The following is a 26,286-nucleotide window of genomic DNA, read 5'->3' on the forward strand; positions in this document are numbered from 1 at the left end:
CCGACGCCGAGAGGTTGTTGGTCGAGTGAGGCGTAACAGCGAGGGCTCCACGGGGCAGACGGAGCGGGGCAACTTCACCCCGCCGCCGCGCACCGCGGCGCCGTCCGCCGAGGTGTCCGAAGGGATACCGGCCGGTGGCAGTACCAGCCGGCTGTCCCCGCGCAACTGGCGGGTGGCCACCCGGCTGAACGCGATCCTCCTGATCCCGGTGCTCGTCGGCCTGGTCATGGGCGGATTCCAGGTGAAGGGTTCCGTCGACACCTGGCAGGAAGCCCAGAGCGCCGAGAAGACCGCGCTGATCGTGCGTGCGGCCGCCGAGTACGGACAGGCACTGCTCAACGAGCGCGACCTCAGCGCCCAGCCGCTGCTGTCCAACAAGCGCGACGACGAGGTCGTCACGCAGGTCCGGGCGACCACCGACGCGGCGGCGAAGAAGTTCGACGCGGCCGTGCAGGACATGCCGTCCAAGCAGGGCCTGGAGCGCCGCCTCAAGCTGTTCAAGCTGGAGGAGCCCAAGCTCCCGCAGCTGCGCAAGGCCGCCTACACCGCCGCTATGGACCCGGTGAAGACCGAAGAGGGCTACACCCAGGTCCAGCACTCCCTCATGGAGTTCTGCAACGAACTCGGCCTCGGCACCGGGAACATCACCAGCTACGGCCGTACCGTCTACGCGATCGAGCTGGCCAAGGCTGCAGAATCGCTTCAGCGCTCCATCGGCATGCACCTCCTGGTGCGGCCCAGCCAGGAGAACGGCAAGTTCAACGACCAGGTCAAGGCCTTCGGCTCGTACAACTACCTGGAGCAGATCGCCCTCGGTGAGTTCGTCTCCGGTGGCACCGAGGCCGACGCCGCCCGGCTGAAGCAGGTCATGGCCGGCAAGGCCGCCGAGGGCGCCGCCAAGCTCAAGACCGCCAAGGAGCAGGCCGACGCGGCCGGTGTGCCGTTCGTGACGCCGCCCACCGTCGACGGCTCCGTCTACGACGGCATGGCCCAGGAGATCGGCCAGGGCCAGAACCCCAGTGCGCTGAAGGCGAAGGGGATCACCCCCGAGACCTGGACGGCCGCCGCCACCGCGAAGTTCGACGGTTACACCACGGTCGAGGACGAGCTCGTCGACAAGGCGGTGACCGAGGCCGCGGAGATCTCCTCCAGCGCCCGGACCGACGCCATCGTCAACGCGGCGATCGTGATCATCGCCCTGCTGGCCGCCTTCGTGCTGGCCGGTCTGGTGGCCCGCCAGATGAGCCGCTCGATGCGCCGGCTCCGTACGGCCGCCTTCTCCATCGCCGAGCAGCGGCTGCCCTCGCTCGTCGACCAGCTCTCGCGGACCGACCCGGGCCGGGTCGACACCCGCGTCCAGCCGATCCCGATCAACAGCCAGGACGAGATCGGCGAGGTCGCCCGCGCCTTCGACCAGGTGCACCGCGAGGCGGTCCGGCTCGCGGCCGAGCAGGCCATGCTGCGGGGCAACGTCAACGCGATCTTCACCAACCTCTCGCGCCGCAACCAGTCGCTCATCGAGGGCCAGCTGACCCTCATCACCGACCTGGAGAACAACGAGGCCGACCCGGACCAGCTGGAGAGCCTCTTCCGGCTGGACCACCTGGCGACGCGTATGCGCCGCAACGGCGAGAACCTCCTGGTCCTCGCCGGCGAGGAGCCCGGCCGCCGCTGGAACCAGCCGGTGCCGCTGGTGGACGTGCTGCGGGCCGCCTCCTCCGAGGTGGAGTCCTACGAGCGCATCGAGCTCTCCGGTGTCCCGGAGACCGAGATCCACGGCCAGTCCGTCACCGACCTCGTGCACCTGCTGGCCGAGCTGCTGGAGAACGCCACCACGTTCTCCTCGCCGCAGACCAAGGTGCGGGTCACCGCGACCCGGCTGCCCGACAGCCGCGTGATGATCGAGATCCACGACAAGGGCATCGGCCTCACCGCCGAGGACTTCGCCGACATCAACCACAAGCTGGCCAACCCGCCGACGGTGGACGCCGCGGTCTCGCAGCGCATGGGCCTGTTCGTGGTCGGCCGCCTCGCCGACCGGCACGGCATCCGGGTCCAGCTGCGCCCCTCGGGCGAGCAGGCCGGGACCACCTCCCTGGTCATGCTGCCGGACGCGATCACCCACGGCGGTGGCGGCGACGCCCCCGCCCAGGACGACTTCACCGTCTCCTCGATCATTCCGCAGCAGCAGCAGGCCTTCGAGCCGGTGCCGCAGCAGCCGCAGCTGCGTACGGCGGCGGAGCTCGGCTTCGACGACTCCCGCTACGAGGACCCGTCCGCGGACGGCCCGCAGCTGGACCCGGTGGGCCGCTCGCTGATGCGTGAGGAGCGCCGGGCCGCGCTGGAGGCGCAGACCGGCGGCGAGCGCCCGCCGTTCCCGCAGCAGCAGGAGCAGCAGCCCTACGCCGAGGCCGGGTACGGCGAGACGTCCTACGCTCCGGAGCAGTACGCCCAGGAACCGCAGCAGGGTGCCCCGCAGGAGCAGACGTACGAGCAGCCCTCGTACGAAGGCACCTACGACCCGTACCGCGGTGACACCGGCTATGCCGGGCAGACCGGCTACGACAACGGCCAGAACGGTTATCCGGAGGCGGCTTACGGGACGCCCGAGGCGTCCGGGCCGGCCTATGACGAGCAGTACGCCGCCCAGCCCCAGCAGGCAGAGTGGGCTGATCAGGGCACGTACCAGGGCGCGTTCGAACCGGTGGCGCAGGCCGAACCGGAATCTCGTCCGAGCGCACCCGCGGAACCCCGCGAACGCGTAGGCTTCGACCATTCGGGACCCGTCCCGAACTCCGGCCACGAGCTGACCAACGCCGGTCTGCCCCGCCGCGGCGGCCAGCAGCACTGGCAGCCCACCGGCCGCGGGAACGAGCGGCCCGCGGCCCCGCAGCAGCAGGAGCAGCAGGAACCGCCGCAGCAGCCGACGCCCGCGCAGCGGGACGCCGACGGCACCGGCGGAACCGAGGGCACCGAGGACTGGCGCTCGGCGAACGACGAGCGCTGGGAGCGGGCCGAGAAGCTCCGGGAGCCGAAGGCGGGCGGGGTCACCCCCTCCGGTCTTCCCCGGCGCGTGCCCAAGGCCAACCTGGTCGAGGGCACGGCCGAACAGACCCAGCAGGGCGGCCCCCAGGTCTCCCGCGCCCCGGAGGACGTGCGTGGCAGGTTGAGCAACCTGCGACGTGGCGTGCTGCGGGGACGTAACGCGGGTTCGGACACCAGTAATACCTACAACCAGGAGCGTTAGTGTGAGCCCGATGAGCCAGGCGGCGCAGAATCTGAACTGGTTGATCACCAACTTCGTGGACAACACCCCTGGGGTGTCGCACACGGTGGTGGTCTCCGCCGACGGACTCCTGCTGGCGATGTCCGAGGGATTTCCGCGTGACCGCGCCGACCAGCTGGCGGCTGTCGCCTCCGGTCTGACCTCGCTGACCGCGGGTGCCTCGCGGATCTTCGAGGGCGGCGCCGTTAATCAGACGGTTGTGGAGATGGAGCGAGGATTCCTCTTCATCATGTCCGTTTCCGATGGATCTTCGTTGGCCGTTCTCGCACACCCGGACGCCGATATCGGTCTGGTTGGGTACGAAATGGCCCTTCTTGTCGACCGTGCCGGCAGTGTCCTCACCCCGGACCTCCGTGCCGAGCTTCAGGGAAGTCTTCTTAACTAGTAGACAGACAGTGCGTTTCGCGTCACCGCGCCATAAGGTGCGGTGGCGCGGACCCACTGGGATCGGGACCGGCAGGCGGAGGAGGAATCGTGGGTACACCCCCAGGCGGGCACCAGTTCAACGGTGGTCAGCAGGTACCGGGTGAGCACGGGGACCATGGTTACGGGTTCCCCTCCACACCCGGCAGACAGGGCGCGCAGCAGCCTTACCAGCCGTATCGGCAGCCACAGCAGCCGCAGCCGCCGCAGCACGTCCGGGGCTCGGACTGGCCGCAGCAGCCGCAGCAGCCGAACCGGCCGCAGCGCCCGCACCGGTACGACTCCCCGCAGCAGCCGCCCCGCATTCAGCCGGTGCAGCCGCGGCGGGCCCCCGAGCCGGCCGCGCCCGCCGCTCACAATCCGCTGGTCCGTCCGTACGCCATGACAGGTGGACGGACCCGACCGCGCTACCAACTCGCCATTGAGGCGTTGGTCAGTACGACGGCCGATCCGTCCCGGCTGCAAGGGCAGTTGCCCGAGCACCAGCGGATCTGCCGGCTGTGCATCGAGATCAAGTCGGTGGCCGAGATCTCGGCCCTGCTCTCGATCCCCCTCGGCGTTGCCCGGATCCTCGTAGCCGACCTGGCTGAGGCCGGACTCGTCGCTATCCACCAGCCCGGCGGCGACGAGTCCGCCGGCGGCCAGCCAGATGTGACACTGCTCGAAAGGGTGCTCAGTGGACTTCGCAAGCTCTAGCGGCGGAGCGGCCCGCTCCACTACCTCGGCGAAGATCGTGGTGGCAGGGGGCTTCGGCGTGGGTAAGACCACGTTTGTCGGTGCCGTTTCGGAGATCAATCCGCTGCGTACCGAAGCCGTGATGACGTCCGCCTCCGCGGGCATCGACGACCTGACGCACACCGGGGACAAGACCACCACGACGGTGGCCATGGACTTCGGCCGCATCACCCTGGACCAGGACCTGATCCTGTACCTCTTCGGTACACCCGGACAGGACCGCTTCTGGTTCATGTGGGACGACCTCGTACGCGGCGCCATCGGCGCCGTCGTCCTGGTCGACACCCGGCGCCTCGCCGACTGCTTCCCCGCCGTCGACTACTTCGAGAACAGCGGACTGCCGTTCGTCATCGCCCTCAACGGCTTCGACGGACACCAGCCCTACACCCCCGACGAAGTCCGCGAAGCCCTCCAGATCGGACCCGACACCCCGATCCTGACGACGGACGCGCGGCACCGGGCGGATGCGAAGAGTGCGCTGATCACGTTGGTGGAGCACGCGCTGATGGCCCGCCTGCGGTAGGGCCCTGCCGGGCGCCCCAGACGAAAGGCCCCGCACTCCCTGTTGGGAGTGCGGGGCCTTTCGTCTGGGGCGCCCGGCCTTCGGCCGTGCTTCGTCCTCAATCGCCGGACGGGCTCGATTTCGGCCGGCGCAGGCCTTGATCGAAGTGGCTGGGCCTGCAACAGCACGATGCGGCCACACCGCATCGGTGTGGCCGCATCTGTGGGGCTTGGACGTCAGCCCTGCCAGCTGTGGGGGGCACGGAAGCCCGGGGTGCGCTCCAGGCGTCGCCAGCCGGCGGTGTCGCGGCCTCGGTGGGCGGGGGCGTCGGTCGGCTGGGCGGCGGCGCGGGCGAGCAGGACCGCGGTTATGGCGGCCAGCTCCTCGGGGTCGGCAAGACCCTTCTCGACGCGCAGCACGGACTCGGCGGCAGTGCTCATGGGTGTCTCTCCGTCTTCTCGGCAGGTCTTCGCGGGGGCCTTGCAGGGTTGCTGCGGGGCCGCGGACTACTGCGGGGGGTTGCCGTGCTTGCGGGACGGCAGGTCGGCGTGCTTGGAGCGGAGCATCGCCAGCGAGGCGATCAGGACCTCGCGGGTCTCGGCAGGGTCGATGACGTCGTCGACCAGGCCGCGCTCGGCGGCGTAGTACGGGTGCATCAGTTCGGCCTTGTACTCCTTGACCATGCGGGTCCGCATGGCCTCCGGGTCCTCGGCGTCGGCGATCTGCCGGCGGAAGATGACGTTGGCGGCACCTTCGGCGCCCATCACCGCGATCTCGTTCGTCGGCCAGGCGTAGGTGAGGTCCGCACCGATGGACTGGCTGTCCATGACGATGTAGGCGCCGCCGTAGGCCTTGCGCAGGATCAGGGAGATCCTCGGGACCGTCGCGTTGCAGTAGGCGTAGAGCAGCTTCGCTCCGTGCCGGATGATTCCACCGTGCTCCTGATCGACGCCGGGCAGGAAGCCGGGTACGTCCAGAAGAGTGACGATGGGAATGTTGAACGCGTCACACATCTGGACGAAGCGGGCGGCCTTCTCGCTCGCCTCGATGTCCAGGACGCCCGCCAGGGCCTGCGGCTGGTTGGCCACGATGCCGACGACCTGGCCGTCCAGGCGGGCCAGCGCGCAGATGATGTTGCGGGCCCAGCGCTCGTGGATCTCCAGGAAGTCGCCGTCGTCGACGAGCTCCTCGATGACCTTGTGCATGTCGTACGGACGGTTGCCGTCGGCGGGGACCAGGTCCAGCAGGACGTCGCCGCGGCGGTCGGCCGGGTCGTCGCTCGCCACGGTGGGCGGGTTCTCCCGGTTGTTCGAGGGCAGCATCCCGATCAGGTAGCGGACCTCGGCGATGCAGGTCTCCTCGTCGTCGTACGCGAAGTGCGCGACGCCCGAGGTCTCGGCGTGCACATCGGCGCCGCCGAGGCCGTTCTGCGTGATCTCCTCGCCGGTGACCGCCTTGACGACGTCCGGTCCGGTGATGAACATCTGCGAGGTCTCACGGACCATGAAGACGAAGTCGGTGAGCGCCGGGCTGTAGGCGGCGCCGCCCGCGCACGGGCCGAGCATCACGCTGATCTGCGGGATGACACCGGAGGCGCGGGTGTTGCGCTGGAAGATGCCGCCGTAGCCGGCGAGCGCCGAGACGCCCTCCTGGATACGGGCGCCGGCGCCGTCGTTCAGCGAGACCAGCGGGGCACCGGCCGAGATGGCCATGTCCATGATCTTGTGGATCTTCGTGGCGTGGGCCTCGCCCAGCGCGCCGCCGAAGATCCGGAAGTCGTGTGCGTAGACGAAGACCGTCCGGCCCTCGACGGTGCCCCAGCCGGTGATGACACCGTCGGTGTAGGGCTTCTTCTCCTCCAGGCCGAAGCCCGTGGCGCGGTGCCTGCGGAGCTGCTCGACCTCCTTGAACGAACCCTCGTCCAGGAGCAGCTCGATGCGCTCGCGCGCCGTCAGCTTGCCCTTGGCGTGCTGCGCCTCGGTCGCCCGGTCACTCGGCCCGCGCCGGGCCTGCTCGCGCAGTGCCAGCAGTTCCGCCACACGGCCACGGGTGTCGCTCGGCTCGCCCTGGGTTTCGTCCACAACGGTCATGTATCGACCCTACGAACCCGACCAAGAAAATCCTGCCGTCGACTCTGTACAGTCTCCTGCCCGGTTTCCTGGTGGAGCCTGACAGAACCCTGGGTCCATGCAGGCGAAGTACCAGCGCTTACCCGCATTCGTTTGTGGGGGTTCCACAAGGGTTCACTGTGGTCTGCCGCACACCCCCCTCAGCCGGGGGGTCTCCGAGCGCTGGGTGTCCTGGACCTTCTGGACGTCCGCCAGCCGGTCCCGTACCGGATCGGAGGGGTGCGCCACGGTCAGCAGCACGGCCTCGTAGAAAGCATCCCGCACCGCCGCCGGCATGACGTCCGACGCGTCCAGGCAGAGCGGCACCTGCTGGCCCGTGAGCCGCCGGCTCACCTCCTTGTCGACCGGGCCCGTCTTGGGCGGGACCGCGGCGTTCGGCGAGAACACCCCGCCCTTGCGGCCCCAGTCCTCCTGGGCGTCCAGGGAGGCCAGCCGCCGGATCAGGCCGCGGGCAGCGCCACTACCGCCGAACAGCGCGGCGAAGTCGGCCGACACCTCGTGGGCCCTCACCCGGTAGGGACCGCCGGGCAGCAGGCGTGCGGAGTCCTCGAAGACCGCCCGGCCGCCGCGGTCCCCGTAGAAGGCGCGGGCGAAGGAGCCCTGGTGTTCCAGGTCGCAGCCGCCGCCGAAGAGCAGCCCGTGGCCCCCGGCCGGGCCGCGGTGGTCGGCCATCAGCATGTCCTCGGCCGTCCCCTTGTCCTGGGCGAGCATCCCGGCCCAGGCGGTCCAGGCGGCGACCACCCGGTCGTCGGTCCACGCCAGGTCGCCGGTCGCCCAGCGCTCGTACAGCCCGGGGCCGGCGCGCTGGAGGATGAGGTCCTCGATCCAGTCGCTGCCGGGCCAGCCCGACGCGCCGTCGTCGACCATGCCGATGCACCAGGAGGCCAGCGGTGCCGGGCCGCGTGCCGGGGACGTGCCCTCGCGGTACCAGACGATGGACTTGAGGTCGGCCTTGAGCGGAAACCACAGATCGCCGGGGATGCCGTCCGCCCGGGGCCGCCAGGGGTTGCCGTACTGCTGCGGCTCGTACAGCCCCTCCAGCGAGCGCAGCCGTCTCTCGTCCGCGTACTCCACGAGTTCGCCGACGCCCGGCAGGATCGCGATGTCGGGCGGGTCGCCGGCCTGCACCTCGGCGAGCAGCACCTCGCGGGTGGCGGCGGTGCCCTGGTAGGTGTACGGGATCCCGAACCCGTCCAGAACGTCCTTGAACTGCCGCTCCTGTTCGTCGGTCCACGGGCCGAGGATGGTCACCTTCGGTTCGGCGTCGCTGCCGCCGGGGGCCGCGAGTCCGCAGCCGGCCGCGGTCATCAGCAGGGCCAGGACGAGCAGAGTTGCGCGGGTGTGCCGGGTCATCCGGCCCTCCAGTAGTCGGCGTTGAGGCGCCGGACGATGCCGACGGCCGGCAGCAGGACGATCAGCACGGCCCCGCCCAGCGCCCCGTAGTACGTGCCGCTCTGCCAGCGGTGGGCGGCCAGTACGCCGCGCAGGTCGGTGGACTTGTCGGTGACGTCCCGCTGGGACTCCGCCAGGTCGGTTTCGTCGTGGGCCCGTTCCTCGATCGCGACCAGCCGGTGGCGGGCGGTGTCCAGCCGTTCCTGGGTGTGGACGGTGGCCCACAGCGGGACGACCGCCAGGGCGAGTGTGACCAGCAGCGCCGCCAGCAGCCAGGGGTCGCGGCTGCGGCCGCAGCGGGTGCGCAGCACCCACAGCGCGCTGAGCGCGGTCACCGCCAGGACGAGCAGGCCCAGTTCGGCTACGGCCCAGCCGCTCTGCTGGAGCGTGCCCAGGGAGCTGACCCGGTCCATGCGCCGCATCTGGTGGTCCTGGAGGACGTCCAGGCGGGGCACCACGCCGGTGCCCGGCCGGACGAGGAGGGTCTCGGCCTCCGTGAACTTCTCCTTCTGCATCAGGTCGTCCTCGTCGCGCACGTACTTCACCGCGCCGGGTGTGATGGAGCTGCTGTACGAGGTCAGCAGGGCGCTGGCCGTATTGAGGACGCCCCGGCCGCGTTCCCCGTCGATCTGTACGTCGGAGAGCCGGGACAGGCCCTGGTCGGCGGCGGACAGCTGGTTCTCGTACCGCGCGCCCGCGCCCACCACCTGGTCGATCCGCCGGTCGGCCGAGAGCTCTGCCTCCTCGTGGGCGCGCAGCAGCGCCAGCTGGGTGGAGGCGACGAGCTGGACGGCGGGCGCGGCACGGGTGCGCATCTCGCCCGCGGCGGTCTGCACACTCCAGTACGAGACGAGCAGCGCGGTCATCGAGACGACCGCGGTCACCGCCATGACGGCCAGGTGCCGTTCGAGCAGCCGTCGGGTGTGCGAACCGGGCGGCCGGCGGGTCAGGAGGGGGCGGGTCCATCGGGTCGGCCGGGTCATCACAGGCTCCTCCCGCAGGCGATGCAGAACCGGGCGTGCGGTCCGGCGAGATGGCGGCAGTGCGGGCAGGTGACCGGCTTCCCGGCGGCGTGCTCGGGCAGTTCGAGCCGGTGGCCCGAGGCGATGTGCAGCCGGCCCCGGCGCACGGTCCCCCGGTCGACGGTCGGGCCGACCCGGACCAGTCCGCGCGGGCCGTCGACGATGTCGGCGACCTGGCGCACGTCCTGGAGGACCCAGCCGGCGCCGATCTCGGTGGCGAGCCGGACCGCCAGGCCGAACTGCTGCTCGGCCTCCTCGCGGCTCATCGGGTCGAGTGCGGCGTAGCCGCGGTTGAGGGCGGTGCGCATCTGGGTGGCGACGTTCATCGCCTGGAGCGTGCCGCCCCCGTCACCGGTCGCGCCCGCGCCCACGGCGACGCCGGGGGGCAGCCAGCGCGTCAGCAGCGGGGCGGTGGTGTCGCCGACGGAGACGGTGGCCAGTTGCAGCAGCACGCCGAGCGGGTCGGTGCTCGCGTCGACGTGGAGGGTGAGGAGGTAGTCACGGGTGCCCGGCTCCCACTGGTGGGTGGGGAAGCCGATCCGGTGCGGCTCCCGCGGCCGCAGTTCGGGGGCGAGGCGTTGCTGGCGGGGTGCGGTCTCGGTCAGTTCGACGGCGTGCACGGCCGGGCGGGCGGCGACCACGACGGGCAGTTCGGGGCTGCGGACCCGGCGCTGGCGCCGCAGCGCCTCGGTGACGGCGGGGCCGAAGCGGTCGGGGGCGTGCTCGGCGGCGCCGTGCAGGGTCTCGACGACGGTGAGCAGGGGGGCGGGGTCCCAGTCCGCGCCGAACGCGATCACGTCCGCGGTGAACGCGCCCGCGCAGTCGGCGAGTTCCGCCCGCAGCGCGCCGCCGTCCGTACCGGTGGCGTCCGCATCGTCGGCGTCCGCCGGGTCGTGGCCGCTGCCGTCGGTGATCAGCAGCAGGTGACGCAGTGGCAGCGGGCGTTCCGCGAAGAGGGCGCGGGCGGCGGCGAGCCAGGCCGGGTAGCCGGGCGGCGGGTGCTCGTCCGTGGCGGGGGCGACCCGGCCCGCGCTGAACGCGGCCCGGCGCTTCTCCATGGTGTCGGCCAGCGCCCAGCGTCCGCGCAGCGGGTAGCAGCGGGTCGGCTCCCCGCTCGCGCCGGCGCCGCCCAGGACGGCGAAGGAGATCCCGTCGGGCAGGGCGCGCAGCGCGGCGGCGAGGGCGGCAGCCGCACTCTCCCGGCGGGCCGCGGCGACGTCCAGGGCGATGACGACGGCGAGTTCGACGGCGGGCACCTGGTCGCGGGGGCCGATGCCGGTGGCCTTGACCCGCAGATGGGCGTCGATCCGGGCGTCGTGGTGCGGCTGCTGGTCGCGCCGGACGTCGACGGACACCTTGAACTCCAGCCCGGACGACGGGGCGGTAGCGCCCATGGGACTGCCTCCAGCGGTTACGGGCGGGGGTGCGGGTGGGACACGGCCCCGGTCTCCCGGGTCTCGTCGGACTCGTCCGTCACGGACCGGCCGGGGGCCGGTCAGAAGCCGGTCTGCGGGCGGACCGCGTGGGAGAGGTCGATCAGCCGTTCGTACTCGGCCTGTCTCTGCCGCTGCCGGGCCAGCCAGCGGTAGCACCGCTCCAGCTCCGCCCGCACGGCCCGCTCACCGGGCACGGCCGGGGGCGGCAGCCCGATCCGCAGCCGGCCGCCGCGGGGCCGCGGGACCGGGTGCGCGTCCCGGACGGCGTCGAGCTTCCACTCGTACAGCTCGGTCCGCAGCAGCCAGGCGGGTTCGTCCCCCGTGACCACCGGACCCGGCGCGCCCCGCACGGGTGCGAGCGCGGCGAGGCAGGCGTCGATCTCCGTCTCGTCGGGCAGCGGCCGCTCCCCCGTCGCGAGCCGGGCCGCCCGGATGCGGAGGGCGGCGATCCGGGCGACGGTGTGGTCCCGCGACTCGTCCGGCACCTGGTCCAGGACCTCGGTCGCCGCGGCCCGGTCGCCGCGCGCGAGAGCGAGCCTGGCCAGTCCGAGTGCCGCGCCGACGTGCGAGGGGTTGCGGGCGTGCACGGCCCGGAAGAGTTCGTACGCGGAGGGGCCCGCGGTGTCCGGCCGGTCCTCGCCGAGCTGCTCGGCGCAGTAGGCCAGCGCCAGTTTGGCCGCGTACTCGCCGGGCAGCGCCCGGTGCACGGCGGAGAAGTGCTCCAGGGCCGCTTCGAGCATCGGCTGCCGGTCGTCCAGCACATCGGCGCTGCGCAGCGCGACGAGTCCCCAGTGCCAGCTGAGCCGCCACTGCCGGACCGGACCGGGGCCGGGTATGGCGGCGGCGGCCTGGACCTGCTCCCTGGCCGCCGACAGCGCCTCGTCCCCGTCCTGGCCGAGCAGCAGCCGGGCGTTGTGCAGACAGATCTCCACCGACGGCTCCCCCTCGGCGGGCTGGGTCAGCGGCTGCGCCGGGTCGTAGCTGCTGACCCCGAACCGGGCGGCCTGCGGGTCCCGCGGATAGGGGCGGGGCACCGGCAGCCTGCGGGCGATCTCGGTCGGGGTGGGCCGTCCGGTGTCGAGCGCGGGTGCCTGGGGCGTCGCCCGGCGTCCGTGCAGCGGGCGGCTCAGCCAGTGCGCGTAGCCGGGCACCGAGCCCAGCCGCGCGCCCAGCAGTTCGGTGGACGGGGTGAAGTAGTCGGAAGGTTCGGGCTGGTCGCGCTTGCCGCGCAGGGCCCGGATCTCGCGGAGCACGCCGCGCAATTGGCCGGCCATGTCCTCGGCCGAGCCGAATCTGCGCTCCGGGTCGTGGGCCGTGGCCCGCTCCACGACCAGCCGGAAGGAGCTGGTGCCGAGCCCCGGCACGTCGTCGCCGACCGCCCAGCCGGCCAGTTCGGCCAGGGTGACCCCGACCGTGTGGACGTCGTGGGCGACGGTGAGGGGTTTGCTGCCGTCCATCTCGGGGGCGGCGAACCACGGGGTGATGACGGGCGGCGGGTCGGTGGCCCCCGCCTTGCGGACCCCGCCGAGGTCGATGACCTTGATGCCGTCGAGGTGGTGGATCACGTTGGACGGCTTCATGTCGCCGTACAGGAAGCCCATGCCGTGCAGATGGGCGAGGGCCTCCAGGATCTGGCAGCCGTAGGTGATGACGTGCTCGATGTCGAGGACGAAGGCGCCCTGCCGGGTCGACTCCACGACGGCGGACAGCGTCCGGTCGCCGACGTCCTCCATCACGATGTAGCCGCCGGAGACGGTGCCGTCCGTGTTGCGGGTGCTGACGAAGTCGCGGATCTGGACGATGCGTTCGTGCCGGATGGCGACCAGGCTGCGGCGTTCCTCGCCGGCCTGGGCGGCGCCGCGTTCCGCGTAGCGGTTGAGGAGTCCCTTGACCGCGACGAAGTCCTCCAGGTGGGTGTCCTCGGCCAGGTAGACCCAGCCCTGGCCGCCGTGGGCGATCGGGCCGCGGATGCGGTACTGGTCCTGGAGCGGCGGCCCGTCCTTCGTCAGCTCCGGGCGGTAGGAGTACGGGGCGCCGCACTGCGGGCAGTACCCCGCGTCCGGGGGCGGGGCGGCCGTGTGGGGCGGGACGAACGCGGTGTCGCACGCCTCGGCCGAACACGTCATCACGATGCGCACCGGGCGTTCGGCGGCGGCGAGCCGCTCGGCGGGGGTGCCGGGGTCCAGCAGCGGCAGTTCGAGCAGTCCCGCGGGGCCCTGGCGTTCGGGTTCGGCGGGCAGCGGCGGAAGTCCGCGGGCCGTCTCGTCCCGGCCGCAGGTGTCGCAGTACCCGGTGGTGAGTACGCCGCCGCCGCAGGGGGCGCCGGTGAAGCGCCGGTGCGGGCAGGGAATCCTCATCGGCGCTCCGCCGGGCCGGGTCCGCCGCGCTGGCCCGGCAGATCCGGCTGCCCGGACCGGTGCGACCGGTCGAGGTCGTCGCCTAACTCGCGCAGCAGCTGCTTCAGTTCGGTCAGCTGGTCCTGCGGGTCGGCCAGCAGACTCAGTTCGTGCAGCCGGTGGCGGCGGACCGATGCCTCGACCGCGGGCCGCGGGACGAGGGAGGCCGACTCCACCATGCCGCGCAGTCCGGTCCACTCCCGTTCGATGCGCTCGACCCGGCGCACCAGCACGTCCGCGCGCTCCTGGAGGGCGGGCACCAGGAGCTGCCGCGCCACCTCGGTGAGCCCTTCGCCGTCGCTGCGGCGGAAGATGACGAGCAGCCGGAATCCGAGGGTGCGCACCCGGGCCAGGAGCGGCACCAGGGCGGCCGGGTCGGGGTCCTCGTCCAGGCCGATCACGGCGAGCACCGGACCGGATCCGGCGGGCCGGCCGCCGTCCGAGCGGTCCGGTGCCCTGCCGCCCTCCAGCAGCCAGTCGCGGTAGGCGTTGCGCTGGTAGCGGGGCGGGCGCAGCTGCGCGACCAGGGTGTCGACGAGTTCCTCGGGCCGGGTGCTGCCGCCCCGGCAGACGAGGTGGGCCCGGTGGAGCTGGTGCTGCAGGGCGCGGTCGCGGCCGCTGCCGCGGGCGACGACGCCGAACCGCACGCCGGGCTCCTCGCCGCCCGCGAACCACTGCCGCAGCCGCCGCTCCAGGCCGCGGTCCCAGCCGTCCGGCCCGCTGAGCTCGGCGACGAGCGGCACGAGGGCGGCGATGCGGTCGACGGGGATCATGTACGAGATCGCCAGGCCGTGCCCGCCGGGCGGCGCCGGGTCCGTACCGGGCCGGTAGCTGACGACGAGGCCGACGACCTCCTCCGTCCCCGGCAGCTCGCCGCGGGTCTGGACGGCGGCGCCGCTGAACCCGGGGCGCACCGCCTCGGCTTCGGACCCGGAGGCGATTTGCACCCAGTCACCGTGCAGTCCGCTGATCCGGCCGCTGAGCCACATCCCGTCGTCGTAGGCCTGGGCGTAGCCGCCGATCCACACCTCCCGGCCGCGCTCCAGCCGGCGGGCCAGCGGTGCGGGCGCGGCCTGCGGGCGTGGGCTGTCCAGGGCGAGCACGGCGATGTCCTCGCCGGTGGCCCCGTCGAGGCCCGGCAGCCAGCCGTCCGGGGCGACCCGGGCGCCGACCGGCGGGATGCCGGGGCTCTCGGCGAACTCGACCCACATCCGGACGCCCGGTTCACCGAGGACATGGGCGCAGGTCAGCGCCCGGTCCTGGGTGAGGAGCACACCGGCCCCGCACACGGGTCCGTCCGCTCCGCCGCGGCGCAACCGGAGCCGCCAGTCCGCTCTCAACTCCCCCATAGCTACCGAGAGTACGCGTGCACCACGCATGGTTCCCAGACCGCGCGCACAGTCCGTCCAACGGGCTACCGGACGTCACACCGCAGGGTGGCGCCGGCCGTTCCCGGGTCGACGCGGAGCACGAGGCGGCGGCCGGTGGCGCGGACCTCGATGCCCGGGTCCGCCGGGAGGGCCTCGCGCACCGGACGGTCCCAGACCACGTCGAACGGGGTGCCGCTGCGGTCGGGCCCGCTGATCCGGACCGTCGTGGCGCCCCGGCCCTCCCGTACGAGCACACTGGCCGGACCGGTCGAGGAGAGCCGTCCGGCGGTGCCGGGCTGCCAGAAGTTGGCGGCGGTCAGCCCGAGCGAGCGCACGGCGACGCCCTGGACGGCGGCGGTGTTGGCGAGCACGGTCAGCCAGTGCCGGTCGGCGGCGCGGGCTGCGACGGTGCGCCGGGACGCGCCCGGCATCAGGAGGTAGAGGTAGCCGTCGTCGGCGGGGTCGGTGCCGTGGTCGAGCCAGAGGGTCTGCCAGTGGCGGGTCTGCTGTTCGGTGGAGCTGGTGGTGTTGATGTCGGACCAGGCGCCGGTCCTGGCCTCGCGCAGGGTGTGCAGCTCGGCGCCGCCGGGGAGCACCCAGCCGCCGTGGCCCTCCAGATGGGCCCAGCGGGGGCGTTCGCGGTCGTCGACGGTGAGGGCCTGGCTGTCGTCCGGGCCGAGGTTGCGGTTGTCGACGACGGTCTCGACGGGGACCCCGTCGGCCGCGGTGATGCCCGCCCCGAGGCAGATGACCGTGTCGGCGGCGCAGAACCAGGACTTGCGGGCCTCCAGGGTGGAGCCGAGGCCCTTCACGTGCTGTCCGACCGCGGCGAACTCGCCGTCGTGGGCACCGCCGACCCACTGCACGGCCGGGCGGGGTTCGCCCCATTCGCCGCCGGCCCGGTCGGCGAGGCGCTTGGTGGAGACGGTGGTGCCGGGCAGCCGGTACCAGTCGACGGTGGGCCAGAACCAGTCGGTGTACTGGCCGCCGCCGGCCGGTCCGGCCCACCAGTAGAGCATTCCGGCCCCGGTGTGCCAGCCGCGCGGGTTCTCGCCGTTGCCGCACTCGTAGGCGCTGATCCGCTCCGAGGCCATGGACACGTTCGCGACCCAGCCGGGGCGGCGGTGCACGGCCCGGTCCATCGCGGCGAACAGGGTGTGCCCGACGGGTTCGGGCGCTGCCGGTACGGGGGCGTCGGCCGCCGCCTGGAGCCTGGACAGGTCGGCGACCCCGAACTGCGGGGCGGCGAGGACCGGGCTGACGGTGTCGCGTTCGATCCAGCCCTTGACCATGCCGTTCCACCGGTCGCGTTCGGCGGCGGAGGCGCCGCCCGCGAGCAGGGCGACGGCGGCGATCAGGCCCTGGCCGTGGAAGTGGTCGCTGCGCATGATGCGGAGCTCGTCGCTCTTGAGGAGGCCCCGGCTGATGGCACGGCCGTTGACGCTGTCCATCATCAGTCCGTCGTGGATGAGCGGGGCGTAGGCGTGCTCGACGCTGTCGAGGATGATCTGCCGGTTGGGGTCGGTGACCGCCCAGGTCGATCCGGCCAGCAGGGCGAAGAGCCGGCCGAGGCCGTCGAGCATGACCTGGCCGTACGTGCCCGAGTAGGCGACCCAGGTGTGCTGGACGAACGAGCCGTCGGCGTAGAGCCCGTCGCCCGTCGTCACGTACGGGAAGACGGGCGAAAGGGCATCGCGTGCGAGCGCGGTCTTCGCCGGGTCCCGGCCGAGGATGCCGCGCAGCGCGACGGAGCGGCACAGGTCGACCCGGTTGGCGCCGGTCGAGGTGCCGCTGTAGTCGGTGAGCATGGTGTCGGGGATGAAGTGGTCGACGGCGGCGCAGGCGGCCGCGACGCGCTCCTCGCCGAGATGGGGGCGGAGGACGGCGACGATGTCCATGAGCAGGCGCGGGCTGCCGATCTGCCACTCCCACCAGTTCCCGTACCGGGCCGTGGTGGTGTTGTAGACCGTCGCGGAGAGGTGGTCCAGGCCGCGGAGGATGTCGGCGAGGAGGCCCTCGTCGCCGGTGTGGCCGGTGCCCTGCTGGGCGTACGCCTGGGTCATCGTCCACAGCCGGCCGTAGCTCCAGGTGATGCCGGACGGCGGGTCGAAGGTGTGCCCGTCCCAGAGGGAGCCGGCGGCGGGGGCCATCGTCGAGCGGAACTCCGCGGCGAGTTCGCCGGTCTCGGCCAGCTTGGCGGCGTAGGGCTCGGCGGCGGGGTCGTAGCCGGTGCCGAGCGAGAGGTCGTTCCAGCGCAGCCGGAGCGTCTCGAACTCGTCCTGCGCCGCGCGGGCCGTCGGGGCGAGCGCCAGGCCGAGTGCGGTGGCACTGCCGGTGGCGAGGAAGGCACGGCGGGACCAGGCGGGCAGGAGTGACACGGGACTACCTCCGGTGGACAAGTGGTTTAGACCGGTCGGGAGTTGGTCTAGCACGCGCTTACTACGACGGGGAAGGGGGCGGACGACGACGGTCCGCCCCGACGGGAGAGGGGGCGGACCGATGACGGCCCGCCCCCTTCCCTCATGGAGCCGTTCAGCTTCCGCAGTGGAAGCGGGCGCTGCCCCAGTCGGCGTGGTCGTTGCCGTTGCCGTCGCCGCCGTCACCGGCGATCAGCTCGACGTACTTCGCGCCGGTGACGTCCGCCGTCAGCGACCAGGCGGAGTCGGCGGCCTTGAGGACCGGGGACTTCACCTTCTCGGTGCCGTCGGCGGTCACGGAGAACTGCACGCTGCCGGCGCTCTTCTGCACGTCGTCCACGCCCACCTCGGCGGTGAACGAGGTGCACTTGCCGCCCAGGTAGTAGCGGACCTTCGCCGGGGCGTGGCTGCCGAGGCCCTTCTCGTACACCGTGGAGCCGATGGTCAGCGCGGTGCCGTCGCCGGCGCCGGTCTCACCGTTGGAGAGGTCGCGCTCGACCGGTCCCCAGCCGTTCTCGGAGGCCGTCCAGTCGAGGTCGCTGGCCCAGCTGTCCGTGGTGGGCGGCGGCGGCAGGGTCCGTACGGAGGTCTGCGCGCCGAGCGTCCGCCGCGCACCGCCGACCGTGTAGGCGGCCTCGGAACTCAGGCCGTACGTCCGGTACTCGGCGTCCACCGGCGGGGTGACCTGCCAGCTCGCGGTGACCTTGGCACCGGCGGCGACCGAGTCGAAGGTGACGGCGCCCGAGGGCTCCGCCCGCCAGCCCTCGGGGACGGTGAGGCCGACCGAGACGCCGGTGGCGGCGGTGGCCTCGTAGTTGGTGAAGCTCGCCTTCACGGTGTTGGCCGTGCCCGGCTCCAGGGTCTCCGCGGCCGGCGCGACGGTGAGTGTGCCGCAGGCGGCCTGCTCACCGGCGGGGGCCGCGCCGAGGTCGGTCACGGTGAAGCCGTCGAGGACGAAGTCGGCGCCCTCGGGGGCGTCGCCGCGCTTGCGCAGCCCGGTCCAGGTGTCGCCGCAGCCCGCCGTGACGGTCTCGGCGAAGTGGCCCGTGGTGTGCTGGGCGCCGATCGCGGTGTTCCGGGTCTCGACGGAGTCGGGTGCGCCGTCCGCGGTGATCCGGTCGTAGCCGTCGACCCACTCGTAGGCACCGGCGTGGCTGGACTGGTAGTCGTACTCGACCTTGTAGCGGTGGCCGTCCGTCATCGGGACGGTCCAGGGCGCGGTCCGGTAGACGATGCCCGCGTTCTCCTCGTGGGCCTTGAGGGACTCCTTGCCGCCGAGCACGTCGTCGATCAGCTTCCCGTTCCAGCCGGCCTGGGTGTACGGGGCGTGCAGCTGGGAGATGCTGGTGCGGGGGTCGGTGTCACCGCCCGCGTCGCCCTTGAGGAAGGGGCCCCAGCCCTGGTCGACGTCCTCGAAGTCCTCGTGGACGACGGTGTTCTTCCTGGTGGCGGGTGCGTTGGCGACGATGCGTACGTCATCGGCGCGGACGGTCGCCGCGCTGCCGCCGGCCGCCTCGATGCGCAGGGTGGTGCGCCCGCTGGCCGGTGCGGTGAAGTTCACCTTCGCGCGCTGGAAGTAGGTGCCGTGCCAGTCGGACGCGGCGACCTGGTCCTTCGCGGTGGAGCGGTCCACGGCGACGGACGTCCCGCCGGCCGAGAGGACGGTGTGCCGGGTCTTGCCCGGCTGGACCTCGATGAGCGCGGACGCGGTGTAGCGCGCGCCGGGCTTCAGTCCGCCGATGGACTGGGAGAGGGCGGCCTTGCCGGTGCCGGACAGCTTCGCGCTGTTGCGGCCCTGGCCGTCGGTGTCGCGGGCGGCGGTGCCGGTGCGCGACCAGTCGGCCAGCCTGCCGTCGTTGAAGCCGGGGTCGTCGACGAGGGTGCCCTCGCCCCACTTGGCGTCGGCGGCCTTCGGGGCCTTGTCCGGGTAGAGGACGTACGGCTGACCGGCCTCGGCCGTCAGCGTGATCCTCCCGTCCACGGGACGCACGGTGCCGGTCTTCACCCGGCCGTTGTCGGTGAGCTCGTAGACGGTGTACGCACCCTTGGACGGCACCGCCCAGCTGCTCGTGCCACCGGACTTGCTGTAGTGGTACAGCTTCTTGCCGCCGTCCCACGGCAGCAGGTAGTCGGTGCCGCTGAGCACCTTGCGGCCGTGGTCGTAGAAGGTGCGCTTCCCGTCCTCGACGGTGCCGCTCACCCCGCCGGTGAACGTGATGTCGTTGCCGTCCCAGCGGGTGATCTTCTGCTGCTGGAGGTACTTGGCGGGCAGGTTGCGCTGCCAGATGTTGTCGTAGAAGGCGTTCCAGTCGGTCTCGCCCGTCCAGCCCTCGAACTCGTCGATGGCGCTCTGGCCGAGGACCGGGTCGTTGTTCCAGACGTCCTTCTCGCCGTTGCGGATGAACCGGATGATCTGCGAGTTCAGGCCCTTGTTGGTGGCGCCGCCGTAGTCGAGGTCATTGGCCCAGTGCGACCAGAGCGAGCCGCGCTCGAACTTGTCGGCCCATTCGCTGGAGACGTTCCAGCCCTGCTTCTGGAGGGACTGGAGGGTCTTGTCGGCGATCCAGCCGTGCGTGTAGTAGACGTCGATGTACAGCATGCTGAGGTTGCTGTCCGTCTCGTCGCGCAGCTGCTGGAAGCGCTGGGCCAGGTCGCCGCTGTTGATGTCGCGGCGCTGGTCGATGTAGTAGCTCTGGTTGAGCCAGTTCCAGCCGGGCTTCGTCTTGTCGACGAGCTTCTCGTCGAAGGCCTTCGCCTCCGGGTATGCCTCGGTGGCATTGACGTGGACGCCGAAGGTGGCGCCCCACTTCTTGCCGTCCTTGAGCAGCTCGTTGAGGTCCTTCAGCCCGCCGGCGCGCTTGTTGTAGTTGCCGCCGTAGTCGGGGTGGGCGGAGTCGTGGCCCTCGGAGGCGTAGCCCTTGAGCAGCGCGAGCTGGCCGAGGCCGTCGGTGGAGAGCGAGATCCGCTTGACGTCGTCGAGGGTGCGCAGGAAGGGGTGGGTGGCCTGGCTGGCGAAGTTGAACGGGATGTGGGTGACGACCCGGTCCGCGGTGTCCTCGCTGCCCGGGGCGACCACGCCGATGGAGCGGAAGGCGACGGCGCCGTCCTGCCAGTCGACGGTCTTGTCGCCGTTGGCGTCGGGCGTGACGACGACCTTGGCCCACGGCAGGCTGTCGCCGCTCTCCGGCTTGGGCGCGCCCTCGCCGCGGTAGGTCCACTGGCCGGACCAGACGCCGACCCGGGTGGTGCCGTCGTCGTCCTTGCGGGCCTGGTGCCAGAAGCGGGCGTCGTCGCCGCCGGTGGCGCCGGCGGGCTTGTCGTACGAGGAGTTGGACTCGACGGCGGCCGCGAGCGCACCGGTGTTCACGATGGCGTAGGTGCCGCCGACGGGTGCCGCGTCGGCCTTGGTGGCGTCGGTGACCTTCGCGAAGACGTCGGCGGTCTTCGTCGAGTCGGGGTCGAGCTTCGTGAAGGCGGTCGCGGCTCCGGTGTCGGTGCTCGCGACGGAGACCAGGTCGTGGCCGGGGATGTCGATGGTGCCGACGCGGAACGCCTCGGTGTCCCGGACCGCCGTCACCCTGAACGTGGTGGCGCGCCCGGAGACGGACAGCGAGGCGTCGATCTCGACACCGGGCAGGTCGCCGAAGACGAGCGTGTAGCGGGCGGCCGACCCGGTGACCGCGGGGGCGCCCTTGAGGTGCACGGGGTGCGCGGTGCCGTTCAGGGTGACGGCGGTGACCGGCCGGGTGCTGCCCGCCAGCTGGTTCCCGGAGGCCAGGTCGGTGTACGAGAGGACGCGCGGGAAGTCGTCGGCGACGGCGACGGAGAGCTGCGCCGATCCGATGACGCGGGCGTCGGCCGGTGCGGGGGTCTGCGCCGCACCGGCGGGAGAGGGGGCGGCGGCTGAGGCGGGGAGGGCGGTCCCCACCAGAGCCAGGACGGCGGCTGAGGCGGCGGCTGCGGCGCCCACCGAAGCGAATCTTGGCGACATGTGCTCTGCGTAGTCGCCGTGTCCGGACACCGTCAACGACGTACGGTCCCGAGGGCTCCTCCAGTCCAACAACCGCTCCGCGTAAGTCCAAGTGAGGGGTGTGCGGGTCATCGCGGCCGCCGCGTTCAGTTCCTGATCACGGTGTTCGCGGGACGGGCCGCCCGAGCCGCCAAGTGCCGTTCGGATGTGTCGGGTTGTGAAGAGTTCTCTTTTTTGAGAGCGCTCTCAGTCACAAGTCTTGACGCTCGCGCCGCCCCTCGCAAGAGTGGTGCGCACCGCGGACGGATCCGCTCCACCTCCCCGCACGGATACCCCGTCCGCGACCCCCCACAGTCTCGGAGTCGCCTCATGATTTCGCGCAGAATGTTCCTCTCCGGCGGCGTCGCCGCCTCCGCGACCGCGCTCACCTACCCCCTCTGGGGGAGCACGCTGAGCCCGAGCGCATCGGCCGCGGCCGCGACCTGCGAACTGGCCCTGGAGAACAAGTCCCTGCCGGGCCGGGTCAACGCGTACGTCACCGGTCACGAACAGGGCACCGACCGCTGGATCCTGCTCCGGGCCGACGGCAGCGTCTACCGCCCGGACTCCCCCGCCGCGCCGCAGACCCCGCTGCCGGTCGACTGCGCCATCCCGCTGAACGCGGCGGGCGGCGCACCGGTCGTGGTGACGCTTCCCCAGATGTACGGGGCGCGGGTCTACTTCGTCCGCGACGACACCCTGGACTTCTATCTCAACCCGGGCCCCTCCCTGGTCGAGCCGGCCTTCGCCACGTCCACGGACGCGAACTACGGGCGCACCTGGTCGTTCTGCGAGTTCACCTTCAACCCGCAGCAGCTGTACGCGAACATCAGCTACGTCGACCTGGTGACCGCACTGCCGATCGGCCTGACGCTGGAGGGCGACGCCACACACACGGTGGCCCCGCTCCCGGACGGCGCCGTCCAGAGGATCGCCGACGGTCTCACCGCCCAGGCCGCGGCCGACGGGCAGCCGTGGGACCAGCTGGTGACGCGCGGCTCGGACGGCGGCGTGCTGCGGGTCATCTCCCCGCAGAACCTGATGGCGCCGTTCTTCGACCGCCCGGACCAGATGCCGTTCCGCGATCTGTTCACGGCGCAGATCGACGAGGTCTGGGACAAGTACCGCTCGACCGATCTGCGGATCGACCTCCAGGGCGGCCGCGGTGTCTTCACCGGGCGGGTCAGCGGCGACACGCTGACCTTCAACGGCGGGCACACCTTCACCAAGCCCGTCTCCAAGGACATCTTCACCTGCAACCACGGGCCGTTCACCAACAACCCGGGCGACTCCGACGACAAGAAGGGCCTGCTGGCCCGGCTCGCGGCCGGCTTCAACCGGTCGATCATGCTCAGCCACCCCGACCAGCCGAACGGCACCACGGTGGCGGACTACTACCAGGGCGCGGTGACCAACCACTGGTCGCGGATCGTGCACGCCAACAGCCCGATCGGCTACGCCTTCCCGTACGACGACGTGCGCCCCGACGGGGAGCCGGACGTCTCGGGCGCCGCCAACGACGGCAACCCGCGGCGCTTCACGGTGTCGGTGGGTTCCTGACCCTGGTGCCCCTGTGCCCCCGTCCGGGCGGGACGGGGGCACAGGCATGTCCGGGGGCGGATGACGGGATCAGCAGCCGCCGCAGTTGTAGTACGTCACGTCCCAGTGGTTGCCCTCGTCCGCGTAGATGTTGCCGGAGCCGGACTTGTACTGGGGTGCGCCGTCACCACGCAGGCCGATGTAACTGAACACGCCGTGCACGTAGTTGGTGAGACAGGTGGTCTTGCCGAAGTCGAGCTTGTAGCCGTTCCAGTGCGAGTACGTGCCACCGGCGTGCCCGGTCTCGGTGCCGCCGGTGATGTTGAGCGCGCAGCCGGTGGCGCTCTTGAGGGTCTGGGCCCCCTGGGCGGTCGGCAGGTTGAGCTGGTCGAAGGAGGTGCAGGTGGCGACGTTCCGGTTGGAGCAGCCGCCGGAGGACGACCAGGTCACGCCGGACGAGCTGAATCTGGCGGTCGCCTGGCTGTGGGTGAGCTTGGTGACGGCGTAGGCGTCCGTCGTACCGGTGACGACACCGATTCCGGGGGCGAAGAGGACGCCCAGGACCAGGGCGAGGACGGTCAGGACGGGGCGCAGCGTCATACGGGACACCATGGGGGGACTCCTCCTGTGCATGACAAGGTGGGCAAGGAGATAGTGCCCGAGTTCTACGCGCGTCCGCCAGAGGGCCCGGTGTAACGGCGTCGTGAACACCCGGCGTCGCCCGTAACAGTCGCGAACCTAGATGTTGAACTTTGAACAAGATGGGTCTACAGTGAATCTCGTTGAAGGTTAAACAACTAGGTCGGGCCCCGCTCGATCACGTCCCCGAGGAGGAGCCATGGCTCTGTTCAACCGCCGGAACAACGACACCCCCGCCGCCGCTGCCACCACCGTCGTCGTCGACCCCGCCCTGGCCGCCCTCACCGGTGACTACGCGATCGACCCGGCCCACAGCAGCATCGGCTTCACCGTGCGCCACGCCATGGTGACCAACGTGCGCGGCTCCTTCGGTGAGCACGAGGGCAGCCTGACGCTGGACGGCAGCAACCCGGCCAACTCCGCCGCGACGATCGACGTCAGGATCGCCAGCGTGGACACCGGCATCGCCGACCGCGACGGCCACCTGGTCAGCGGCGACTTCTTCGACGCCGAGAAGTTCCCCCTCATGACGTTCCGCTCCACGGCTGCCGAGCAGCTCGGCGGCGACAAGTACCGCGTCACCGGCGACCTCACGATCAAGGACGTCACCCGTCCGCTCGCCATCGACCTGGAGTTCAACGGCTCCGCGACCGACGTGTACGGCAACGAGCGCGTCGGCTTCGAGGGCAGCGCGGACATCCTGCGCTCCGACTGGGGCCTGACCTGGAACGCGGCGCTGGAGACCGGCGGCGTGATGGTCAGCGACAAGGTCAAGCTGAACTTCGACATCTCCGCGATCAAGGCCGCCGCCCCGCAGGCCTGAGCGACCCCCTGAACCGAGCGCGCCCGCCTTCCGCCCCTCCGGGGGAGGACGGCGGGCGCTCGGCGTCCGGGGCGGCGGGGTGCGTTCCGGCGCCCGTCAGCGCGGCTTGCCGAAGACGTCGGCGGCGGCCGAGCGGAAGCTCTTCACCTCTTGATGCAGGGCGCGTTCCCGCAGGGTGGCCAGGGCGGTGTCCGCCGCCTTGCCCGCGGTGTCCCCCGCGTGCGCGTCCTTCACCATGCGCCGCATGACCTCGGCGAGTTCACCGGACGCCCGGCCCAGCCGGCCCACGGCCTTCGCCAGAGGGGGCGGCCCTTCGAGGATGACGACTTCGGCCGCGCGGTGCACCTCACGCGCCAGACCGACGAAGCGCCCCACCCGCTCCTCGACCTGCGCCAGGTCGGGACGGTCCGGCCGCAGCGCCTCGAACACGGCGTCCATGGCGATGTCACGGTCGTGCAGGGCGCCGAGGTAGAACACACAGGCGTCCCTGCGGTGCTGTCTGCGCCACTGGTCGAACTGCGAGCGCGCCGCCGCGCGTCCGGTCACGAACGCCGCGCCGAGCGTGGCGAGCGAGCCGACGGCGGCTCCGAGCAGCGCGGCAACTTCTGCGTCCATGGACGCATTGTGCCGCCGCCCGTCGAACCTGTTGTCGTACCACCATGGAATGTAGTACTTCTTATACATGAGCGAGCAGGTGCACAACAGGTTGGCGATGGTGCGCGCGGAACGCAAGGTGTCCCGGCAGGCGTTGGCCGAAGCGGTCGGCGCCCACTACCAGACCATCGGATACATCGAGCGCGGGCAGTACAACCCGAGCCTCGATCTGGCCCTGCGCATCGCCGAGTTCTTCGGACTGCCGGTGGAAGCACTCTTCTCCCTCCGGCCGTTCCGCCCGCTCACGGACGAGGTCTACGGGAGGAAGCAATGACCACCACACGCATGGCGGGACCCACGCGGTACGACCGGCGCATGTTCGCCCTCATGAACGACCGCCGGGCGAGTGCGCTGTACGCGACGGCCACGCGCCGCCGCACGGCCGTCGCCGCCCACGTCACGCTCACCGCGGCCGGCCTGGCCGCGGGCACCGGCGCCTACGCGAGCGACCGGGTCTGGCCCGCCTTCGCCCTGCTCGCCGTGGTCCTTCCGTGGTGCATGGCCACGGGCGTGCTCAACGCCGCCACCCGCGGTCTGCTCGAACTGCGGACGCCCGTCCTGGACGAGCGCCAGGTGGCGGAGCGGGACCGGGTGCGGGCCCGGGCGCACCGCCTGACCACATTCCTGCTGGCGGTCGCCCTCGGTGTCGTCGCCGGCGGCGACTGGACCGGGCGGGCCGAGGCGGGGACGCTGCTCGTCCCCGTGCTGGCCACGGTGTTCGTCGCGCACTGGCTGATGCCGCTGTGGGTGGCGGGGCTGACCGTCCGGGACGAGCCGGAACCGGAATCGGAGCTGTTCTGAGCCGACTCCCCCGCCGCTCGTCGTCGGCCGCCCGCCGCCCGTTGTTCATCGTCCATCGGCAGACCGCGGTCAGCCCATGCTCTTCGCGCCGTCGATCGACTCCCTGATGATGTCGGCGTGCCCGGAGTGCTGGGCGGTCTCGCTCACGATGTGCATCAGCACCCGACGCGCCGACCACCGCACGTCACCCTCGAACCACGGCGCCCTGGGCAGCTGCTGGGTGGCGTCCAGGTCGGGCAGGCCGGCGACCAGTTCGTCGGTGCGGCGGGCCACCTCGGCGTAGTCGTCCAGCACCCCGGCCAGCGTCTCGCCGGGCAGCATCCGCATCTCGTCGGCGCGCTGCGCCCAGTCGGCCTCGGTCATCGCGGTGAAGTCCGGCATGCCCGACGCACCGTCCACGATGAAGCGCGCCCAGCCCCGCTCGGCCCCCGTGACGTGCTTGATGAGCCCGCCCAGACACAGCTCGCTCGCCGTGGTGCGCATCCCGGCCTGCTCGTCGGTGAGGTCACGGGTGGTGAAGCGGAGGAAGTGCCGCTGCTTGGCCAGCGCCTCCAGCCAGTCGGCACGCTCGCCGGTGGCGGCCGGGGCCTCGGTCACGTCGCGGGTGGTCGCCTCGCTGACAGTCATGATGTCCGCCTTCTGTCGTTCCTGTGGGCCGGTCGAGGAAGACACTAGAGACCGTATAGGTCAGTTCCCGACCTGAATTCCGCTGC

20 protein-coding genes are annotated in these 26,286 nt (G+C 71.8%); 8 read left to right on the forward strand and 12 right to left on the reverse strand.

Annotation, left to right across the window (positions count from 1 at the left end):
• Positions 1-25 precede the first annotated feature (25 nt).
• From OG521_11245 to OG521_11260, 4 genes are all read left to right on the forward strand, one after another.
• Positions 26-3,247 (forward strand): nitrate- and nitrite sensing domain-containing protein, encoded by a 3,222-nt coding sequence (locus OG521_11245; GenBank protein ID WUW21326.1) that lies wholly within the window; start codon positions 26-28, stop codon positions 3,245-3,247.
• Positions 3,248-3,257: 10 nt separating this feature from the next.
• The gene (locus OG521_11250; GenBank protein WUW21327.1) at positions 3,258-3,671 is read left to right on the forward strand and encodes a roadblock/LC7 domain-containing protein; all 414 of its coding nucleotides are present in this window, start codon (positions 3,258-3,260) and stop codon (positions 3,669-3,671) included.
• 89 nt (positions 3,672-3,760) lie between these two features.
• Positions 3,761-4,405, forward strand: a complete 645-nt coding sequence (locus OG521_11255) for a DUF742 domain-containing protein (GenBank protein WUW21328.1) — start codon at positions 3,761-3,763, stop codon at positions 4,403-4,405.
• Positions 4,386-4,967: an ATP/GTP-binding protein gene (locus OG521_11260; protein ID WUW21329.1), complete on the forward strand. Its 582-nt coding sequence runs from the start codon at positions 4,386-4,388 to the stop codon at positions 4,965-4,967. The genes OG521_11255 and OG521_11260 overlap by 20 nt, the downstream gene beginning before the upstream one ends.
• Before the next feature lie 215 nt (positions 4,968-5,182).
• Here OG521_11260 and OG521_11265 read toward each other — a convergent pair whose 3' ends face one another.
• From OG521_11265 to OG521_11305, 9 genes are all read right to left on the reverse strand, one after another.
• On the reverse strand, positions 5,183-5,386 hold the full coding sequence (locus OG521_11265) for an acyl-CoA carboxylase subunit epsilon (GenBank protein ID WUW21330.1): 204 nt from the start codon (positions 5,384-5,386) through the stop codon (positions 5,183-5,185).
• A gap of 66 nt (positions 5,387-5,452) precedes the next feature.
• Positions 5,453-7,036 (reverse strand): acyl-CoA carboxylase subunit beta, encoded by a 1,584-nt coding sequence (locus tag OG521_11270; GenBank protein ID WUW21331.1) that lies wholly within the window; start codon positions 7,034-7,036, stop codon positions 5,453-5,455.
• A gap of 153 nt (positions 7,037-7,189) precedes the next feature.
• Positions 7,190-8,428 carry a carbohydrate ABC transporter substrate-binding protein gene (locus OG521_11275; GenBank protein WUW21332.1) on the reverse strand — a complete coding sequence of 413 codons (1,239 nt, stop codon included), beginning with the start codon at positions 8,426-8,428 and terminating at the stop codon, positions 7,190-7,192.
• Positions 8,425-9,450 (reverse strand): hypothetical protein, encoded by a 1,026-nt coding sequence (locus OG521_11280; GenBank protein ID WUW21333.1) that lies wholly within the window; start codon positions 9,448-9,450, stop codon positions 8,425-8,427. The genes OG521_11275 and OG521_11280 overlap by 4 nt, the downstream gene beginning before the upstream one ends.
• A complete protein-coding gene (locus OG521_11285) occupies positions 9,450-10,883 on the reverse strand; it encodes a zinc ribbon domain-containing protein (protein ID WUW21334.1) in 1,434 nt (477 codons plus the stop codon). The genes OG521_11280 and OG521_11285 overlap by 1 nt, the downstream gene beginning before the upstream one ends.
• Before the next feature lie 101 nt (positions 10,884-10,984).
• Positions 10,985-13,282: a tetratricopeptide repeat protein gene (locus OG521_11290; GenBank protein WUW21335.1), complete on the reverse strand. Its 2,298-nt coding sequence runs from the start codon at positions 13,280-13,282 to the stop codon at positions 10,985-10,987.
• Positions 13,279-14,670 carry a serine protease gene (locus tag OG521_11295; GenBank protein WUW21336.1) on the reverse strand — a complete coding sequence of 464 codons (1,392 nt, stop codon included), beginning with the start codon at positions 14,668-14,670 and terminating at the stop codon, positions 13,279-13,281. The genes OG521_11290 and OG521_11295 overlap by 4 nt, the downstream gene beginning before the upstream one ends.
• A 65-nt stretch (positions 14,671-14,735) precedes the next feature.
• Positions 14,736-17,003 (reverse strand): polysaccharide lyase 8 family protein, encoded by a 2,268-nt coding sequence (locus OG521_11300; GenBank protein WUW26646.1) that lies wholly within the window; start codon positions 17,001-17,003, stop codon positions 14,736-14,738.
• A gap of 220 nt (positions 17,004-17,223) precedes the next feature.
• The gene (locus tag OG521_11305) at positions 17,224-21,099 is read right to left on the reverse strand and encodes an endo-alpha-N-acetylgalactosaminidase family protein (GenBank protein WUW21337.1); all 3,876 of its coding nucleotides are present in this window, start codon (positions 21,097-21,099) and stop codon (positions 17,224-17,226) included.
• Positions 21,100-21,447: 348 nt separating this feature from the next.
• Here OG521_11305 and OG521_11310 point away from each other — a divergent pair, with 348 nt between their 5' ends.
• Positions 21,448-22,677, forward strand: a complete 1,230-nt coding sequence (locus tag OG521_11310; GenBank protein ID WUW21338.1) for a glycoside hydrolase family 64 protein — start codon at positions 21,448-21,450, stop codon at positions 22,675-22,677.
• Between the two features lie 69 nt (positions 22,678-22,746).
• Here OG521_11310 and OG521_11315 read toward each other — a convergent pair whose 3' ends face one another.
• Positions 22,747-23,268, reverse strand: coding sequence for a hypothetical protein (locus OG521_11315; protein WUW21339.1), 522 nt, complete (start codon positions 23,266-23,268; stop codon positions 22,747-22,749).
• A 226-nt stretch (positions 23,269-23,494) separates the two neighbouring features.
• On the opposite strand from OG521_11315, the gene OG521_11320 reads away from it, so the two are divergent.
• Complete coding sequence (locus OG521_11320; protein ID WUW21340.1) at positions 23,495-24,118, forward strand: YceI family protein; 624 nt, start codon at positions 23,495-23,497, stop codon at positions 24,116-24,118.
• Positions 24,119-24,214: 96 nt separating this feature from the next.
• On the opposite strand, the gene OG521_11325 is transcribed toward OG521_11320, so the two are convergent.
• Positions 24,215-24,733, reverse strand: coding sequence for a proline dehydrogenase (locus OG521_11325; GenBank protein WUW21341.1), 519 nt, complete (start codon positions 24,731-24,733; stop codon positions 24,215-24,217).
• A gap of 67 nt (positions 24,734-24,800) precedes the next feature.
• Between OG521_11325 and OG521_11330 the strand changes: the two genes are divergently transcribed.
• Complete coding sequence (locus OG521_11330) at positions 24,801-25,046, forward strand: helix-turn-helix transcriptional regulator (protein WUW21342.1); 246 nt, start codon at positions 24,801-24,803, stop codon at positions 25,044-25,046.
• Positions 25,043-25,573, forward strand: a complete 531-nt coding sequence (locus OG521_11335) for a hypothetical protein (GenBank protein WUW21343.1) — start codon at positions 25,043-25,045, stop codon at positions 25,571-25,573. Before OG521_11330 ends, OG521_11335 begins: the two co-directional genes overlap by 4 nt.
• 69 nt (positions 25,574-25,642) lie before the next feature.
• On the opposite strand, the gene OG521_11340 is transcribed toward OG521_11335, so the two are convergent.
• The gene (locus OG521_11340; protein WUW21344.1) at positions 25,643-26,200 is read right to left on the reverse strand and encodes a DinB family protein; all 558 of its coding nucleotides are present in this window, start codon (positions 26,198-26,200) and stop codon (positions 25,643-25,645) included.
• Positions 26,201-26,286: the final 86 nt, after the last annotated feature.

This window comes from Streptomyces sp. NBC_01463, assembly GCA_036227345.1.
Classification (GTDB): domain Bacteria; phylum Actinomycetota; class Actinomycetes; order Streptomycetales; family Streptomycetaceae; genus Streptomyces.

Coding starts and splice junctions, on each gene's coding strand:
- OG521_11310 (WUW21338.1), top strand. CDS start 21,448: ATGATTTCGCGCAGAATGTTCCTCTCCGGCGGCGTCGCCGCCTCCGCG.
- OG521_11330 (WUW21342.1), top strand. CDS start 24,801: ATGAGCGAGCAGGTGCACAACAGGTTGGCGATGGTGCGCGCGGAACGC.
- OG521_11280 (WUW21333.1), bottom strand. CDS start 9,450: ATGACCCGGCCGACCCGATGGACCCGCCCCCTCCTGACCCGCCGGCCG.
- OG521_11265 (WUW21330.1), bottom strand. CDS start 5,386: ATGAGCACTGCCGCCGAGTCCGTGCTGCGCGTCGAGAAGGGTCTTGCC.
- OG521_11315 (WUW21339.1), bottom strand. CDS start 23,268: ATGGTGTCCCGTATGACGCTGCGCCCCGTCCTGACCGTCCTCGCCCTG.
- OG521_11325 (WUW21341.1), bottom strand. CDS start 24,733: ATGGACGCAGAAGTTGCCGCGCTGCTCGGAGCCGCCGTCGGCTCGCTC.
- OG521_11290 (WUW21335.1), bottom strand. CDS start 13,282: ATGAGGATTCCCTGCCCGCACCGGCGCTTCACCGGCGCCCCCTGCGGC.
- OG521_11250 (WUW21327.1), top strand. CDS start 3,258: ATGAGCCAGGCGGCGCAGAATCTGAACTGGTTGATCACCAACTTCGTG.
- OG521_11285 (WUW21334.1), bottom strand. CDS start 10,883: ATGGGCGCTACCGCCCCGTCGTCCGGGCTGGAGTTCAAGGTGTCCGTC.
- OG521_11275 (WUW21332.1), bottom strand. CDS start 8,428: ATGACCCGGCACACCCGCGCAACTCTGCTCGTCCTGGCCCTGCTGATG.
- OG521_11305 (WUW21337.1), bottom strand. CDS start 21,099: ATGTCGCCAAGATTCGCTTCGGTGGGCGCCGCAGCCGCCGCCTCAGCC.
- OG521_11320 (WUW21340.1), top strand. CDS start 23,495: ATGGCTCTGTTCAACCGCCGGAACAACGACACCCCCGCCGCCGCTGCC.
- OG521_11270 (WUW21331.1), bottom strand. CDS start 7,036: ATGACCGTTGTGGACGAAACCCAGGGCGAGCCGAGCGACACCCGTGGC.
- OG521_11335 (WUW21343.1), top strand. CDS start 25,043: ATGACCACCACACGCATGGCGGGACCCACGCGGTACGACCGGCGCATG.
- OG521_11340 (WUW21344.1), bottom strand. CDS start 26,200: ATGACTGTCAGCGAGGCGACCACCCGCGACGTGACCGAGGCCCCGGCC.
- OG521_11295 (WUW21336.1), bottom strand. CDS start 14,670: ATGGGGGAGTTGAGAGCGGACTGGCGGCTCCGGTTGCGCCGCGGCGGA.